Below are 17905 nucleotides of genomic sequence, written 5' to 3' on the forward strand. Positions count from 1 at the left end.
CAGTGTTACATGCAATTTTGACTAGTTTATGGTTACCAAAAAGTGAAGTTTTGTCCGGAAATTACAATTTTAATGAAAAACTATTTTTTTGGCGTTTCAATCGGGGCCTTTTCCAGAGCTTTTCGTGCAGCCTGATAATGTGCGTCGGTGATGTGGGCGCGCACTGCCGAGATCGCAATTGTAAGAACTGCGATATCGTCGGTGAAACCGATTACAGCCAACATATCGGGGATAAGATCGAAAGGCATTACAAAATAGGCGAGTGCCGCAAGAAGAATGCCGCGTACACGTGTCGGTGTTTGAGGGTCAAATGCGCAGTAATAACTGGCAACGACATCTTCCATAAAGGGAATGTGTCCTGCCGCTTTACGAACTGTTTTCCAGAAAGCCGCCCGTACTTTTGCAGCACGACTTTTTTGCGTTTCTTCTGATTCGGGCTTCAAAATTTTTTCGATTGTTGTTTTATCCATCTTAAAATTCCGTCCGCAGAAATGTCCTCAAACTACGCTTTTTAACAATGATAGAAGTAGGAAGTCGTGATAATTTTACAAGTTTCCGGTTTCAGGAATCCTTTTCATGTGCATCCTGAAATTGATTTTTTAAAGGATATTTCAGAATTGAAGAGGCAGTTTCTTTTATAAAATCTCCCACTTGACTCTGATTTATATTCGATTCCATAATGGAACAAAACAAGAACATTGTTGTGAGTCTTTTATGCCGGATATAGCCCAATTACGTCGCCTTGTTGCCCGCATGGAAGGAAAACCTGTCGCTTTTTCTATGGATGACAATAGAAAGGGCAAGGAAAAACATTCCCTTCCTGAAGGCTATTTCTATCTCGGTCACGAAGAGGTGGATTTTGCGGCTGGTCCATTTCCCTCTTATGCCTTGCATGAAGTTATTTCCGGTCCTGCCGCCATGAATAGTGCAACCGGTTTTTCTCTCGGTCTTCTCAAGCGCAATGAAAAGGCAAACTGCCCATTCATCTGGCTGGAAGAAGAAAGTACAGAAATAGAATATGGCATTCCTTATCCTGTCGGAATTTCTGCTTTCGGGCTTGATCCGGCGCGATTTATTCTGGTGCGTTGTCAAAAGGCCGAAGATGTTTTGAAAGCGGCTGATGATGCATTGGCAACGTCCAGAGTGGGCGGTTTATTATTGAGCCTTTCGGGTGCCTGTCGGGCGCTTGATTTTACAGCCACCCGACGTTTGCATCTGGCAGCAGAAAAAGCACATTCACCGGTTGTTCTGGTGCTTGGCAAAGAAGCTTTGAAAAACAGCAATGCTGCTACACGTTGGCAAGTCAAAGCAGCGCCTTCTGAAAGTTCGGGTGCAAAAGCACCGGGGCTAACAAATTACGATGTCACACTTTTGCGAAATAGGGCCGGATATACCGGACATTGGTTGATGCAATGGAACAGCCATGACCAGATTTTTACAAAACCCCAAGAAATACGGCTTAAACGACCGGCTCTATCTGGCACTCGCTTTTCCTCGCCTGCCGATAGACCGTCTGAAGACGGTTTTGCCGCCTGAAAAAGCACCGGATTTCACAAAACCTTTTGCAGTGGTTGGCCGTTCTGTCCACGGACTGAGGCTCGCTCATGTCAATGAGGCGGCGACACATGCCGGCCTTTATCCGGGGCTTTCTCTGGTTCATGCACGCAGCCTTTGTGAAAGAATAGAAACAGTCAATGAAGCAGAAGAGGCCGACAAGGATTATCTTCAATATCTCGCCCGAAATGCCGGCCGGTTTACCCCACTTGTAGCCTATAGCCTTCCCTTTGGTTTGATACTTGATGTGACAGGCTGCGATCATCTTTTCGGGGGGCCACAAAAAATGCTCGAAAAAGTGACCGCTTATTATAAGGGGCTGGGGCTTGAAACACTCTCGGCACTGACAATAACACCGGCAGCCGCGCGGGCTTTTGCCCGTTTTGGTGTCAACCGTTTTGTCACAAAAGAAGATTTTGTTTTAACATTGGATAGGTTGAAATTACCGGCACTTGAAGCAAAGCCGGATGTCCAAATGGCACTTCGCCGTGCCGGATTCCATTGTCTCAAAGATATTCAGGCGGTTTCGCCAAAAGCACTGGCTGCGCGCTTCGGCGAAGTTTTGCCTGCCCGACTTGATGCGCTTTATGGAAAAAGACAGGAGCCGCTTTCATTCATAAACCCGCCCCCGTCCCTTTATTTGTCATTACGTTTGGAAGAGCCATTGATTGATGTAACAATGGTTGAAAAACAGTTTTTTGTTCTGGCAAAAGAATTTTTCAAGCGTTTAACGAAACTCGGTCTGGGATGTCTGATGATAAATATCATCCTTTATCGGGTTGATGGACATATTGACCGGATAGGCATTGAGACCGGTCGCCCTTTGAGCGACCCCGTACAATTCATGTCGCTTCTCGAGGAACGGCTGAAAAGCTTGAAAACACCGCTCGATGCGGGATATGGCTATGATACATTGGCACTTTCGGTAAGCCGTTCCGCTCCCCTTCGTCCCCTTCAGGCAGAGCTTGTCAATGATGATCTGGAACCGGCAGAAATCGGGCAACTGGTTGATCGGCTGTCAACCCGTTTAGGGGCAGATCATGTTCTGGTTGCCGGTACAAAAGAAAGTCATATTCCCGAATACGCAGCTTTTTGGGGGGTAGCGCAGCACCATAAACCGCATACTGAAGCTTTGAAAGCTTTGGATGCACAATTGAAGGCACAAGGATTTTCCTCTCTTCATCCCAATCCGCCCGAACGGCCTATCAGGCTTTTTTGCCCGCCACAGCCCATTGATGTCATTGCTGCTTTGCCGGATGATCCGCCAGCTTCTTTTCGCTGGCGACGGATTATCCATAAAATTCGCCTTGCCGAAGGGCCTGAACGGATCAGTGCGGAATGGTGGAAACATTCGGGTCCTGATCGTGATTATTATCGCGTGGAAGATGAAAATGGCGAACGTTTCTGGATATTCCGTTATGGCGAATATCCGAAAACAAAATGGTTTCTACATGGCTTATTTGCCTGAAATCTTTCAGTTTCCAGAAGCTCTAAAGGCAAGTTTACGCATTATGCGTTGGTTTTTGTTCTCTACCAGAAAGTCCGGTTTTTTGAAAAACATGTCTTTTCGTCCGGTTGAAGAATCTACCAGCAAGGAAACGACCAGACAAAATAAGGCGACAACATGTTTGCATTGTCTGTAAGAAGCAATTTTTCCTTTTTAAAAGGCGCTTCCCATCCCGAAGAGTTGGTTGGCGAGGCGGCGCGCCTTCACTATGCAGGCATCGGTATTGCCGATGAAAACACATTGGCGGGTGTGGTTCGCGGCTTTGCCATGGCACGGGAAGTTTTAAAACTTGCCCCTTCTTTCCGCTATCTTGTCGGTTGCCGGCTGGTGTTTTCGGATAAAACGCCGGATCTTGTTGTCTATCCACGTGACAGAAAAGCTTATGGCATGTTGTGCCGGATGCTAAGCGAAGGAAAAGCAAAATCCGGCGAAAAAGGAGCCTGCCAATTAAAGTTTGAAGATTTTTTATTTCGTGCGCGCGGTTTCCAGATCATTGTCACAGATGGCGAAAAACTGGAAGACACGTTGAAAAACTTGCAACAGGTGGCAAAGGGGCAAGTCTTTCTTGGTTTGCCGATGAATTTTACCGGCAAGGATGCCCGCTATGGCGAATATCTGGCAACAATGGCCAAAAACTTTAACGCCGGCCTCATTGCTGCTGCCGATATTCTCTATCACAGTGAAGAAAGGCGCATTTTACAAGATATTTTAACAGCAATCCGCCTTCATAAAACAATTGACGAAGCCGGCTTTGCACTTCAAGCCAATAGCGAGAAATATCTGAAGCCGGTGAAAGAAATAGAACGGCTTTATCGGAATTTTTCCGGTGCAATCAAGGCGCAACAGGATTTTGTAGCCCCCATTTCCTTTTCACTTGATGATCTTTCCTATTCCTATCCGGACGAGCCGGTTCCTGCCGGTAAAACGCCCCAATCCTATCTGGAAGAATTGACCTGGAAAGGCATGGCTGAAAGGTTTCCAAAAACAGCTTATGACAGCGTAAAACCACTTCTGGAAAAAGAATTGAAGCTTATCAAAAAGCTTCGCTATGCTCCCTATTTTCTGACTGTTTATGACATTGTCAGTTTTGCAAAATCACAAGGCATTCTTTGTCAGGGGCGCGGTTCGGCTGCCAATTCGGCAGTATGTTTCTGTTTGGGCATTACCAATGTCAATCCACAACAGATTGATCTGTTGTTCGAGCGTTTTATTTCCGAAGAACGTAATGAACCACCCGATATTGATGTCGATTTCGAGCATGAGCGGCGCGAAGAAGTGATGCAATATATCTATCGCCGTTATGGTCGCCATAGAGCTGCCATTGTTGCAACGGTCATCTGTTATCGCAGTCGCAGTGCCATTCGCGATGTCGGCAAAGCTTTGGGCTTGAGCGAAGATATTATAGGAGCGATTGCCTCGACTGTATGGGGCACATCCGGCAAAAAAGTAAGCGATGAGGAGATTGCTCAAAGAGGACTCGACCCGACAAACCGGATGATTGGTCTGACGGTACGTCTTGCTCATGAATTGGTCGGCTTTCCAAGGCATTTGTCACAGCATGTCGGCGGTTTTGTTTTGACCGAGCAAAGGCTTGATGAAACCGTGCCGATCGGCCCTGCTGCCATGAAAGACCGCAGCTTCATCGAGTGGGATAAAGATGACATCGACACTGTCAAATTGATGAAGGTCGATATTTTGTCTTTGGGGATGCTGACCTTGATCCGCAAAGCTTTTGATCTTTTGAAACGTCATAAAAATATCAGCCATGGCTTGCATGATGTTCCGCGGGAAGACGAGCACGTCTATAAAATGTTGTCGAAAGGTGATTCGATCGGAGTTTTTCAGGTTGAAAGCCGGGCACAAATGAACATGTTGCCGCGATTGAAACCGAAACAATTCTACGATCTGGTCATTGAAGTGGCTATTGTCCGCCCCGGCCCGATACAGGGCGATATGGTGCACCCGTATTTACGCCGTCGCAACCATATGGAAAAAGTGGTTTATCCCTCACCGTCACCACAATTCGGCCCGCCTGACGAATTGCAGCGTGTTCTGGGAAAAACATTGGGCGTGCCGCTTTTTCAGGAACAGGCAATGCGCATTGCCATAGAAGCTGCCAAATTTACTCCCGATGAAGCCAATCTTTTGCGCCGTGCCATGGCAACATTCCGGCGGGTGGGAACCATTCATACCATGCAGACAAAAATGGTCGAGGGAATGGTGAGGCGAGGTTACAAGCGCGATTTTGCCGAAAATTGTTTCAAGCAGATTGAAGGTTTCGGCGAATATGGTTTTCCTGAAAGCCATGCGGCAAGCTTTGCCCACCTTGTCTATGTTTCGGCTTGGCTCAAATGTCATCATCCGGAAATTTTTGCGACCGCTCTTCTTAACTCCCAACCTATGGGATTTTATGCCCCCGCCCAGATTATTCGGGATGCCCGCAATCATGGTGTCGAGGTTTTGCCGGTCGATGTCAATTATAGCCATTATGACCATTGTCTGGAAAAAAATGGCAATGGTTTTTCCTTGCGATTGGGATTTCGCCAAATCAACGGTTTTGCGATTGAATGGGGAAAAAGAATCGAACTTCAACAAGCCGAAGGGCCGTTTTCTTCGATTGAAGAATTGCATCGTCGGGTGATGTTACCAAAACGCGCCTTCGAGCTTCTTGCCGATGCCGATTGTTTCTTAAGTATCGATAAAGAGCGGCGTTCGGCTTTATGGGCGGTGCGCCGTTTGCCCGATCATGGAAACTTGCCATTATTTGCGGCAGCACAACAATCCGATCTCGGTGAAGAAGACCCGCTTATTTTTACGCCAATGAAATTGAGCGAACATGTCATTACCGATTATGAAACAACGCGCTTGTCGCTCAAAGCCCATCCGGTCAGTTTTTTGCGAAAAGATCTGGCAAAAAAGGGAGTGCTTACCTGTCATGAAGCAATGGAAATTGCCGGTGGATCTTCTGCAACAATTGCCGGTATTGTTACAGTCCGGCAAAAGCCCGGTAGTGCCAAGGGAGTGGTTTTTTTGACAATGGAAGATGAAAGCGGCATTGCCAATATTGTTGTTTGGCCAAAAATAATGGCGCGCTTTCGCCGCGAGGTCATGGGGGGTAAACTCCTATTGATAACAGGTAAAATACAACGGGATTCTTCCGGTGTTACCCATCTTGTTGCCTCTTATATTGAAGATAGAAGTATGGACATTATCAATTTGAGCGAAATTCCCGAACATTTTGCAGCAATTGAAAGCGAACCTGTTGCCCGCCATCCCCGTCAGTTCCGTGCTCTGCCGAAATCTCGCGATTTTCATTGAAATATTTGCCATGAATGAAGACTTTTATGCCTTTCAACTTTTTATTTTGCATGTCTCAAGCCGTTTGATGACAAGCTGAAAAATGTAGGAGCCTGTGAAAGCTTCATCACGTGGTCGGCAGTTGTTCAGTATTTTTAAAACTGTTGTTTCAATCTTTTAAGAAAAACAAAATCCTGTCAAAAATGAATAAGGAAATAGAGGGTTGATCAAGCAAAAGAACGGGTCTGAAAGCCGAAGCTTGCCCCCTGTGTCAGGGTGATCTAAAAGTCCATGAATCCATTTGCTCTATTCATCTTAGTCAAATTAGCAATTTGAAAAATATTCGTGTTTTAAAAAAGCATTTGAATGCATCGATTGTCGGTTGTTTTTTGAAAATAAACAGCGGCAATAAAATCCGGAAGCCTGACTTTCATAACATTCACCCGCAGGTAAAGGTGTGAGGCCGCGGATAAAACCGCATTATGTTCGATCAACCGGTTTTGAAAAAGCTTGAAGACCATTCGGAAGTTCATTTCGTTCCGACAACAAACTCCATATTTCATTTTCGCGAGTTATTATAAATTGTGTGAGGTAACTATGAATTATGCGAGCCTTGTTGTGGAAATTTCGAATGGCGCAAAAAAACGCGCATAGAACGTCATTTTTCACGCTTTGAGCACTACCATTCAAGCTACGGCTTTCAGGCGTTCATTGCCCAGACGATAGGAAACCGCTTCGGCAAGATGGTGTCTGGTAAGATGCGTCTCCCCCTCAAGATCGGCAATCGTACGAGCAACTTTCAGGACACGATGGTAAGCGCGTGCTGAAAGGCGCATTTTTTCGCTTATCGTTTGTAATAATATTGTGGCAGCACCATCAAGAACGGCAACTTTTTCGATCAGATTTGCAGGACAATCACCATTGGTGCGGATTTGGGGCATTCCCAGTTCTGCATATCTTTTAACCTGTATATCTCGTGCTTTTCTAACGCGTTCGGCGACAACGCGGCTTGGTTCTGCTTCTGCCGGTTTGATGAGATCAAGTGCCGATAAGGCCGGCACATCAATTCGTAAATCTATGCGGTCAAGCAGGGGGCCGGAAATACGTGCCTGATAATCAAGCTGGCATTTCGGGCCTTTGGCACAAACATGTCCGGGTTCACCTGCCATGCCGCAGCGACAAGGGTTCATGGCGGCAACAAGCTGGATACGTGCGGGATAACTGACATGCCGGTTGGCACGCGCAACAACGCATTCCCCGCTTTCAAGCGGTTGACGCAAAGAATCGAGAACTTGCGGTGAAAATTCTGGAAACTCGTCGAGAAACAATACCCCATTATGGGCAAGTGAAACTTCGCCGGGGCGTGCTTTAATGCCGCCGCCGACCATAGCTGCCATGGATGCCGAATGATGGGGTGCACGGAAAGGTCGATGAATGGAAACAGATCCGTTCGTTGTTTCTCCGGCAATCGAGGCAATGAGCGAAACATCAAGAAGTTCGCGGGCATCAAGCGGCGGCAGAATGGAAGGTAACCGCTCGGCCAGCATGGATTTGCCAGCTCCGGGAGGGCCGACAAACAACAAATTATGACGACCCGCGGCTGCCACTTCAAGTGCCCGTTTGGCGGCACTTTGCCCCTTTATGTCGGCAAGATCGGGCAAATTATCCTGAACAATATATTGGCGTGGCTGTGGCGGCGACAAAAATTGCGAACCTTTGAAATGGTTGACCAGAGCAAGCAAACTTGAAGGGGCCAAAATGTCAATGTCGGAGCCAGCCCACGCGGCTTCAGGACCACATTGTTCCGGACAAATCAGCCCTTTATCGGAAGCAACAGCGGACATTGCAGCCGGTAGAACACCGCTCACCGGTGCGATAGAACCATCCAGTCCCAATTCCCCCATAACAACGTATTTTTGCCCAATTTCAGGGGGTAAAAGCCCCATTCCGACCATAAGCCCGACAGCGATCGGTAGATCATAATGGGAACCTTCCTTGGGTAGATCGGCCGGTGCTAGATTGACCGTAATCCGTTTGATCGGCATGGACAATCCACAGGCGTGAAGTGCTGCCTGCACACGTTCACGGCTTTCTGCAACCGCCTTATCGGCAAGGCCTACAATGGACATTCCCATTTTGCCATTGGCAATCATAACCTGTACATCCACAGGTAAAGCGTCAATGCCCGAAAAGGCAACAGTCGTAATACGTGCAACCATTTGTCTTGTTCTCATGTGAGTTGTATCAAAATGAGACAATCATTATTTTTACTGAAAATCAAGAACATTTCATGAACATCAAGTATTTTTATGGTGTTCGCCACGATAAGGCACAAATTGCCGGTTAACACTTCATTGACGAAAATGAAGCAAAATCATGTTCGTCAGTATATGATTAAACGCTGGCCTATGCTAACGCATGAACAAGCAGCAATTTTAATGAGCGCGAAGTTAAAGTGCGAAGTAAATTGTGGGTTTGGAATTTTGGAGCGTTATATTTGGTAAATAAGCAGGTAAACAAAGAGTTTGAAGGTTAAGAGTTAAGTGTTTTGGTAATGTCAGTTACAAAATCGAGGTTGAAGGCAGAGAGTGCTCTTGTCGCTCTCATGACCTGCGTTGCGCTGACTTTTTATCAACCACAAGAAGCAAATGCTTTCGATCTTTTTGGTATCCATTTATGGGGTAAAAAAGACCAGAACGATAAAAATGCCGATGTTATCGGTGTTCCAAAACATTATAAGGTCAAAGTTATCAATGCTCCGAATGCACCGGAAGGGGGCGTAAAAATTGTCAAGGCAGCGTCATCTCTCGTTGAAGATGATGATAAGCCGGCCTCCGGTTCTGCAGGACTTTTGGCCAAAGCACGCGGTGATTACAGGAAAATTCTGGCTGCCCTTTATGCCGAAGGTTATTACGGCGGCACAATCAGTATTCAGGTGAACGGTGCGGAGGCAGCCAATATCCGTCCCGATACAGAATTGCCCGACCAATCCGATATCCTCATTACAATCGATACCGGACCGCAATATCATTTCGGTGTTGCAAGCGTTCATGATCTCGCTCCAAAAACCGACGACAAGAAAGACAAAGTTCCTCTTCCGGCCGATTCTGGATATGCGTCAGGGGATGTTGCAAAATCCGGTTCTGTTTTCAAGGCGGAACAACTTGCCATCGAAGGGTGGCGGCAACAAGGTTATGCCAAGGCAAGCGTAAAAAACCGTGATGTTGTTGCCGATCATGCCAGCCGCACTATCGATTCCAATATAGAGGTTCAGCCCGGTCGAAAAGCCAGTTATGGTCCCTTGACAGTTAAAAACGTCAGCGACAAGCCCCGCATGGATTCAGCCTATGTCGCCTGGATGACAGGATTAAAAGAGGGGCAGGAATATGACCCCGATGATATTGCCAAAGCCAACAAGCGCCTCGCACGGCTTGATGTATTTCGTGCGGCCAATGTGAGGGAGGCAGACAAGATAAAGGCTGATGGCAGTTTGCCGCTCAATCTTACAGTACAGGAACGTCCGCTTCACCGGTTTGGCGTTGGTGGCAGCTATTCGACACTTGATGGTGCCGGTCTTGAAGCTTACTGGATGCATCGCGACCTTTTCGGCCATGCGGAACGTTTGCGTTTTGATGCAAAGATAAGCGGCATTGGTGGCAGTCAGGATGACTCCTATAATCCGAAAAACTTCGGTTATCTTTTGGGAACAACTTTCACCCGTCCCGGTGTCATTACGCCCGACACCGATTTTGTTGCAAGCCTTAAAGGGCAGCGTGAGGTTCTTGATAATTATACAACCACAGGCATTACCGGACAGCTCGGTTTGACACATATATTCACCGATGAGCTTTCAGGGCGGATTTATTTCAATGCCGCCCAAACCAAATCGGAAGACGACTATTTCGGCAATCGCGATTTTACACCGGTCGGTTTTTTGGGAGGATTGCTTTATGATAGTCGTGACAACAAGTCCAATCCTAAACACGGCCTTTATGGCGAAGCGGTTCTGGAGCCGATTTACGAAATTCATTATGGAAACTTTATCGGCAAGATGACATTGGAAGGCCGTTCCTATTTTTCGCTTGATGCGAAAGATCGCTATGTTATTGCAACACGTGCAAAGATCGGTTCGATTACCGGTCCGGAAGCGCGCGAAATTCCTTCCGATATGCTCTTCTTTGCCGGTGGCGGTGGTTCTGTGCGCGGTTATGGCTATCGCAATATCGGTATCAGAACCGATACCGGCGATACAATTGGTGGTCGTTCGCTTGTCGAAGGGTCGGCGGAGTTGCGCACAATGGTGACCGATACAATCGGTCTCGTCGGTTTTGTCGATGCCGGTGTTGTGGGGGCTGATTCCACTCCGGATTTTTCGGAAAACACAAAAGTCGGTGCCGGTATCGGTGTCCGTTATATGACAGGGCTTGGACCATTGCGTTTTGATGTGGCAGCACCTCTCGATGGTGCAGTGGGCGACCCTGATTTAGGTTTCTATATCGGCATAGGGCAGGCGTTCTGATGATGAAAAAATTTTCACTTTCAGCTTTTATGACCGCATTGTTCCTGATTTTTACAGGTTTGACAGCGAGTTTTGCCGACACTTCTTCACCCGCCGGTCACGATACGGCTGCGGCGGAAAAGTCATGGGTTTTGTCATTCATTGAAAGCAAAATTTCCTCACCTAACCGGCAAATCCGTTTTGCCGGCATTGAAGGGGCTTTATCGTCGAACGCTACAATCGGCTCGATTACGATTGCCGATCGACAAGGTGTTTGGCTCAAAATCACCAATGCCAAACTTGACTGGAGTCGTTTGGCACTATTGCGCGGACAAGTGTCTATTAATGAATTGTCTGCCGAGAAGATTGATATTTTCAGGAAACCTTTGCCTGATTCTTCGGCACCAAGTCCCCAGTCCAAGGGCTTTTCTATACCGGACCTGCCAGTTGCGATAAGCATCAAATCGCTTGACGCAAAGAAAGTTGCATTCGGAGAGCCGCTATTTAATCTTCCTTCCGAAGTTTCGTTGCAAGGCGGTATAACTCTTGCCGATGGTGATCTCGCGGCTCAACTCGTCATGAAACGTCTGGATAAAGCCGGCAATTTCGATGTGTTGGCCAATATTTCAAACAGCACCAACAAGGCAAAAATCGATATTGAAGTGTCGGAGCCGGAAAACGGCATTGTTGCCAATCTTTTAAAAATAAAGAATCGCCCCGCCGTTGCTTTGATTGCAAAAGGCGAAGGACCGCTTGATAATTTCGAGCTCGGTCTTGCGATGAAAGCCGGTGCCGATCCGGTACTGAATGGCAAATTCAAGCTTCAGGGCACAGAAAGCGGAAAATCGATAAATGTTAACCTGTCAGGGCCGATTGTTCTTTTGATGCCGGACGAATATCGGGCATTTTTCGGGGCAAGAACGGCGCTTGAACTGGCAGCCTTGCTGAAAAAGGACGGCGGCTTTCGTCTTGACAAATTTTCGATCAATGGTGAAGGCGTTCATATAGCAGCAAATGCAGAAACATTGTCAGACGGCTTTTTACGCCGTTTGGCAGTAAAAGCGTCGGTTAAAGCGCAAACCGGTCAATCGATTATTTTGCCTGTCGCCGGAGGCAAAACACGTGCTGATAATATTGCTCTTAATATAGATTATGGGCGGAATGAGAGGTCGATGTGGAGTGGCCAATTTATCGTCAATAACTTTTCAAACGAAAATTTCATTGCCCACGATATAACTGTCGATATGGGGGGCGACTCGGAAAATCTGGATGACGTCAATAATCGTCATGTCGGTTTGCAGATTACCGGCGCAATAAACGGCATGGCAACGCCTAAGAGCAAGATTTCGGATGCCTTGGGAAAATCGGTCAATTTGAAAGTCGATGCCGATATTCTCGCCCATCAGCCGGTTACACTACGCACTGTCAATCTTTCCGCTAACGGGCTCACTTTATGGCTGAAGGGGCAGATCGAGAAGTTTCAATTCAAAGGAAATCTCGGCATTCAAGCCGATACATTGGAACCTTTGGCAATGTTGAGCGGAAAACCGCTTTCGGGTGCAGCCGATATTGAGGCAAATGGCTCAATCGGCCTTGTCGGTGGTTCTTTCGATCTTGATCTTTCCGGAAAAACCGTGGCTTTGAAAACCGGTAATGAAACGCTGGATCGTTTGCTGGCTGGCAATGTAAAATTATCGGGTGGAATAAAACGCGACGAAACCGGAATTACAACACGCCAATTCCTGCTTGGTAACGACCATATCAAGCTTGAAGCGAATGGCAGCTTCTCGAGTGATGAAGCCGATATGGACTATCAGCTTGATCTTTCCGACCTTAATCTCGTCAATTCCCGTATGCATGGTGCAGTCCAATTGCAGGGTGCCGCCCGTGGCCATAACCGTCTTGTTGCTTTAAGTCTTGGAGCAAAGATAAAAGATGCAACTTTGTCGGGTCAGAAAATGCAGGATACGGCAATTTTTGCCAATGCCATTCTCGACAATACGTCACCGATTGCGACCTATTTGAGTGGTTATGTAGACGGTAGCGGCCTGTTCGGGGGTGAAAAACTGAAACTAAGCGGAAGTTTTTCCGATAATGACCAGTTTAAAAGTCTGAACAATCTCGACATTCTCGTCGGCGAAACGCATGTGAACGGCAATCTGAAACAAAATCTGGAAGGGCTGATTGACGGCAATATCCATATTGATGCACGTGATATTTCAACATTGAGTGCGCTTTTGCTCACCGACGGTCATGGCACTATGACAGGTGACTTTAATTTAAGCGAAAGTGAAGGAAAGCAGAGCGGTCGTCTGAAAGCCCATATCGACAAACTGGTTTTTGGCGAAAATCATGTTGAAAGCCTTGATATGAATTTGACGCTCGATGACCCGAAAGGTGCTTTCCGTGTCAATGGCTTTGTCAATGCTTCCGATATTCGCGTTGCGAATTTTGTCGTCAATACCATAAAAGCAACAGCAAAAGATATGGATGGAAAAACCGCTTTTCAGGTTTCTGCGGATGTCCAGAATAATATCAAGGCCGATCTTGCTGGTCGCTTGATCTACCCTGCAACAAACGGGGATGAATCGCAAGATGGGCAAGAAGATAATCGGCGGCTAACCGTCGAGTTTGATTCTATGAACGTTTCGCAGGATGCGGTTCATGCGAAACTATTAAATCCGGCTTCTGTGATTTTGTTTGATAATAGCTATCACATTTCACCTTTGATATTGGATGTGAATGGCGGGAAATTTTCGGTTAAAGGCGATGGCGGGTCAAAACTCGATTTGGAGTTGCAAATGGACCGCTTGCCCGTTTCACTTGCCAATCTGATAAAACCGGATCTTCGTGCAACCGGTACTTTAACCGGTCAAGCCGATATAAAAGGAACGCCGGACACGCCTGATGTTGCCTTTGATATGAAAGGCGAAGGTCTGTCGATCGGCATTCTCAAAGACAAGAAAATCGCACCATTTGCACTTGATGCAAAGGGGAGAACCAATGGCAAATCGGTCAATATTGATACAAGGATTTCCGGTTCCGGTCTTGATGTTGAAGCCAATGGCAAAGTACCGCTGGATGCAGGAAATCTCGATCTTGACATAAGCTTGAAAAATTTGCCCGTTACTCTCGCAAACGGTTTTGTGGCCAATCAGAATCTTGGCGGCACCATCTCCGGTCACGCCCACATCGGTGGACAATTGAAAGCACCGACGGCAACATTCAATCTTTCAGGCCAGGGCTTGAGAGCCGATTTATTGGCAAAAAATGGTCTTACGCCAATCAGTTTGAATGCTGAGGGCCATTATGACAATAATGTTCTTAATCTTGAACAATTCAATGCAAATGGTGCGCAAGGGCTTAATATGTCGGCAAATGGCCGCATTCCGGTAAAAGGTGATGGCATTGATCTTCATGTCAAAGGTTCGTCTCCTATGGCAATTGCCAATCAATTCCTTGCCGAACGTGGAACGCAAATTTCCGGCTCGGCAAATATTGATGCGACCGTTAGAGGCTCCTTTACAAAACCGGAATTGAATGGTCATTTTGCTCTTGCAAATGGTACTTTTATTGATCCGCAAAGCAATTTGCGCCTGAACAATATTGTCGTTGATGCCGGTTTGAGTGGTGAGCGCATTGTGCTCAATCGTGCCAGCGCTTCATCATCTGCTGGAGGTACAATTTCTGCCAATGGTTCTATCTCGACAGATTTTGCTGCCGGAATGCCCGCCGATATGACTGTTCGTCTCAATCATACACGCTATAGCGATGGCGAAATGGTTGTTGCGACCGTTGATGGCACTTTAACAGTGACAGGCGGTCTGTTGAATAATCCGGTGATTGGCGGTGATCTTACAATCGAAAAGGCAGAAATTACCGTTCCGGATCGTTTCGGCGGGGCTGCTCTTATAGATGTCAAACACAAGAATCTTACAAAAGATATTGAAACAACGCTTGAGCGGGCGAAAATAGATACTGGCAGACAAAAAGTTGCAACGGCTCCGGCAAAACCATCCGTCGTCCAGTTGAAATTGCATATTCGTGCACCGAACCAGATTTTTGTTCGCGGCATGGGGCTTGATGTCGAATTGGGTGGCGAAATCGGTTTGTTCGGTCCGGTGAATGAAATTCATCCTGTCGGCGGGTTCCAGATGTTGCGGGGCCGGTTTGAAATTCTTTCTCAACGCCTTACCTTCACCGAAGGAACGGTGACACTCGTCGGCAATCTCAATCCTGAAGTCAATTTTGTTGCAACCACGCAAGGAAGCGATATTACGGTGACGGTAACTGTAAGCGGTACGATCAATGCATTGAGTGTTTCCTTCACTTCGGTACCTGTTCTGCCTCAGGATGAAGTTCTCGCCCGTTTGATTTTCAATCGTTCGATCAGCGAACTCTCGCCCTTCCAGATTGCCCAGCTTGCGTCTGCTGCTGCCGAACTTGCCGGTGTTACCAACACGTCGCTTCTCGGTTCCTTACGGTCGACCACCGGTCTTGATGATCTTGATGTTGTAACAGATAAACAGGGAAATACCGGTGTTAAAGCGGGGCGCTATATTCGCGATAATATCTATCTCGGTGTCGAAGCCGGCTCCGGTGGCAACACGAAAGGCACTGTTAATCTGGATATTTCCAAAAACTTGAAAGCCAAAGGCGCACTTGGCGCACAAGGTGATTCAAGTGTTGGTGTTTTCTATGAAAAAGATTATTAAAACGAGGAATATTGCTTTTGCCGGAAATGGTCTTCCGGCGTTCATTTCATCGTCAATGTCAGCGCGTAAGGAATCATAATGCCCCGACTTTTTGCCGCATTGGAAGTGCCGCATGATGCCGCGTTGTCCTTGTCATTGTTGCGTGGCGGTTTACCTGGTGCACGTTTCATCGAAGTGGAGGATTATCATATCACCCTGCGTTTTTTCGGTGACATGAACAACGAGATGGCTGATGAACTCGTTCACACACTTGATCACATTGAAAGAAAGCCTTTCAATTTGCGTCTGAAAGGCATTGATGTCTTCGGTTCAAAAACGCCGCATTCGATTTATGCAAGTGTAGAACCATGTGAGGAATTATTGTTTTTGCAAAGCGACATTGATCGTATTGCCAAAAGACTTGGCCTCAAATCGGACAAAGGGAAATATATTCCACATGTGACAGTTGCTCGCCTGAAACAGGTGAAGCTTGATGATCTATTGCCCTATCTTTCTTCACATGGCCATTTTGAAACGGGATATTTTCCGGTTAACCGCTTTGTATTGATGTCATCGCACGAGTCAATTGGTGGTGGTCCATATATTATTGAAGACAAATGGGCACTAAAAATAAAATAATTTCGGATATGTCCTGCATATTATAGATATTAATGAATTGTTTTGGAAACTATCAATATTTCCGTAAGCGAACCATAGAGGATTGTCCGGGTACAATTTAAAGCTGAACGTGATTGCAATGCTAACTACCGCGTGTGTTAATAATCTTCGTCTAGGTATTTGGAGTTATGATATCACGTCAAAAAGGAGGTCTAACGCAATATAGCTACGAGTCATTGATCTATCGGGATATTTTTCATATTAATTGAATCAATTTTACCGGTTTTTCATGATGAGTTTGAGTGGGCAATATATTATTTGTTTCAAAGTGAGTGAGAGTTGATTAAATCCTCGTTAAACGAACATGATCGCACTGTTTCTGTTATTATTCCATATTACAATGGATCAAAATATATAGAACGAAGTGTACAAAGCGTACTTGATCAAACTGTTAAACCGAATGAATTGTTAGTCATCGATGATGGATCAATTCAAGAAGAGTCAGATTTCTTAAATATTATTGCAAAGAAAATGGGATTTGCTGTTCTTCGTAAAGAAAACGGTGGGCAGGGGTCAGCGCGAAATTTCGGTGTTGCACATACAAAATCTAAATTTATCTGTTTTCTTGATCAAGATGATTTCTTTTTGCCAAATCATATAAAGCAATTAATGGATGCGGTCGAATGGCAAGATCCGAAATTTGGTTGGGTCTACGGCGATTTATGTGAAGCGGATGAGGAAGGGAATATCGTTCAAACGAATGTTGTCGTCCGGAGTACAAAAGATTCTCATCCTAAAACAAGTATATTGACCATGCTAAGATACGATATGTATGTTCTCCCATCAGCCTCTTTAATTAGTCGCCGGGCTTTTGAAGATGTCGGTGGGTTCGATCCACAGTTTACAGGCTATGAGGACGATGATTTTTTTCTCAGGTTATTCCGCAAAGGATGGACTAATTATTATTTACCGAAAGCTGTGACAGTGTGGTGTATCAATAATAATAGTACATCTTTTAGTATCAAAATGAGTCGTAGTCGTTTGCGTTATGTAAAGAAGATATGTGATAATTTTGACGAAGTTTCCGGCTACGGGCATCGTTATATAAGGGATTGTCTCGTACCACGTTTTATGGGTACTTTCATTAAAGAGGCGAGACAGGCCGTAAAAAAGCCAAAGACACCTCAACAAATCAAGATGTTTGAACACCGCGATGAAATTATTTCATTATTAGACCAATTCATTGACGTTATTTCACAAAAAACAAGATTAAGAGGGCCTGTCCGACGTAAGCTGAAACGCGCTGTATTAAAGATTAAAATAGAAAGAACTATTAAAAAGATATTTTTGAAATATTAATTTAGTTAATCGATTTTCCATAAAACATGTTTATTGTTTCGTAATATACATAAAAAATAAAAAATTTATTTTTCAATAAAGTAATTTCATAGTTTTATATTTACAATATATATGTATTGTTATTAAAAAATCAAAAACGCGATCTGAGCAGAAATAAAATATATAAATTTGTTTGGAAATTGAAATTCTTGTATCGGCGATACAATCAAAAGTGGTCGTTTGTTATATCATGCAAATGAATAAATAAATATATTTTTAATCACAAAATATAAACATATATTCGATATTTATATATATTAAAATTAATTAATAATAACAATAAAGAAAAATATTTAATTAATATATATTTTATTAATAAGTGATTATTTCCAAAAGTAA

9 protein-coding genes are annotated in these 17905 nt (G+C 45.3%); 7 read left to right on the forward strand and 2 right to left on the reverse strand.

The window, feature by feature from the left end:
* Window positions 1–80 precede the first annotated feature (80 nt).
* Complete coding sequence (locus tag H3S82_RS01930) at window positions 81–470, reverse strand: YkvA family protein (protein ID WP_198232497.1); 390 nt, start codon at window positions 468–470, stop codon at window positions 81–83.
* Window positions 471–714: 244 nt separating this feature from the next.
* On the opposite strand from H3S82_RS01930, the gene H3S82_RS01935 reads away from it, so the two are divergent.
* From H3S82_RS01935 to H3S82_RS01945, 3 genes are all read left to right on the forward strand, one after another.
* Window positions 715–1536, forward strand: coding sequence for an ImuA family protein (locus tag H3S82_RS01935; RefSeq protein WP_198232498.1), 822 nt, complete (start codon window positions 715–717; stop codon window positions 1534–1536).
* On the forward strand, window positions 1424–3022 hold the full coding sequence (locus H3S82_RS01940) for a DNA polymerase Y family protein (protein WP_198232499.1): 1599 nt from the start codon (window positions 1424–1426) through the stop codon (window positions 3020–3022). Before H3S82_RS01935 ends, H3S82_RS01940 begins: the two co-directional genes overlap by 113 nt.
* Window positions 3023–3178: 156 nt before the next feature.
* Entirely contained in the window at window positions 3179–6379 is a 3201-nt protein-coding gene (locus H3S82_RS01945; protein WP_198232500.1) for an error-prone DNA polymerase, read from the forward strand.
* A gap of 665 nt (window positions 6380–7044) precedes the next feature.
* Here the strand turns inward: H3S82_RS01945 and H3S82_RS01950 are convergent.
* A complete protein-coding gene (locus H3S82_RS01950) occupies window positions 7045–8577 on the reverse strand; it encodes a YifB family Mg chelatase-like AAA ATPase (protein ID WP_198225470.1) in 1533 nt (510 codons plus the stop codon).
* Between the two features lie 335 nt (window positions 8578–8912).
* Between H3S82_RS01950 and H3S82_RS01955 the strand changes: the two genes are divergently transcribed.
* The 4 genes from H3S82_RS01955 (at window position 8913) to H3S82_RS01970 (ending at window position 17527) form a co-directional block, all read left to right on the forward strand.
* On the forward strand, window positions 8913–10877 hold the full coding sequence (locus tag H3S82_RS01955; RefSeq protein WP_198232501.1) for an autotransporter assembly complex family protein: 1965 nt from the start codon (window positions 8913–8915) through the stop codon (window positions 10875–10877).
* Window positions 10877–15571 carry a translocation/assembly module TamB domain-containing protein gene (locus tag H3S82_RS01960; RefSeq protein ID WP_198232502.1) on the forward strand — a complete coding sequence of 1565 codons (4695 nt, stop codon included), beginning with the start codon at window positions 10877–10879 and terminating at the stop codon, window positions 15569–15571. Before H3S82_RS01955 ends, H3S82_RS01960 begins: the two co-directional genes overlap by 1 nt.
* A gap of 78 nt (window positions 15572–15649) precedes the next feature.
* Window positions 15650–16189: an RNA 2',3'-cyclic phosphodiesterase gene (thpR, locus tag H3S82_RS01965; RefSeq protein WP_198232503.1), complete on the forward strand. Its 540-nt coding sequence runs from the start codon at window positions 15650–15652 to the stop codon at window positions 16187–16189.
* A gap of 318 nt (window positions 16190–16507) precedes the next feature.
* On the forward strand, window positions 16508–17527 hold the full coding sequence (locus tag H3S82_RS01970; protein ID WP_198232504.1) for a glycosyltransferase family 2 protein: 1020 nt from the start codon (window positions 16508–16510) through the stop codon (window positions 17525–17527).
* Window positions 17528–17905: the final 378 nt, after the last annotated feature.

It is taken from the genome of Bartonella sp. M0192, assembly GCF_016102305.1.
Classification (GTDB): domain Bacteria; phylum Pseudomonadota; class Alphaproteobacteria; order Rhizobiales; family Rhizobiaceae; genus Bartonella; species Bartonella apihabitans.

Excerpts from the sequence above, each read along its gene's own strand:
- H3S82_RS01940 (WP_198232499.1), top strand. The coding sequence starts at position 1,424 with ATGACCAGATTTTTACAAAACCCCAAGAAATACGGCTTAAACGACCGG.
- H3S82_RS01960 (WP_198232502.1), top strand. The coding sequence starts at position 10,877 with ATGATGAAAAAATTTTCACTTTCAGCTTTTATGACCGCATTGTTCCTG.
- H3S82_RS01945 (WP_198232500.1), top strand. The coding sequence starts at position 3,179 with ATGTTTGCATTGTCTGTAAGAAGCAATTTTTCCTTTTTAAAAGGCGCT.
- H3S82_RS01955 (WP_198232501.1), top strand. The coding sequence starts at position 8,913 with ATGTCAGTTACAAAATCGAGGTTGAAGGCAGAGAGTGCTCTTGTCGCT.
- H3S82_RS01930 (WP_198232497.1), bottom strand. The coding sequence starts at position 470 with ATGGATAAAACAACAATCGAAAAAATTTTGAAGCCCGAATCAGAAGAA.
- thpR (WP_198232503.1), top strand. The coding sequence starts at position 15,650 with ATGCCCCGACTTTTTGCCGCATTGGAAGTGCCGCATGATGCCGCGTTG.
- H3S82_RS01935 (WP_198232498.1), top strand. The coding sequence starts at position 715 with ATGCCGGATATAGCCCAATTACGTCGCCTTGTTGCCCGCATGGAAGGA.
- H3S82_RS01950 (WP_198225470.1), bottom strand. The coding sequence starts at position 8,577 with ATGGTTGCACGTATTACGACTGTTGCCTTTTCGGGCATTGACGCTTTA.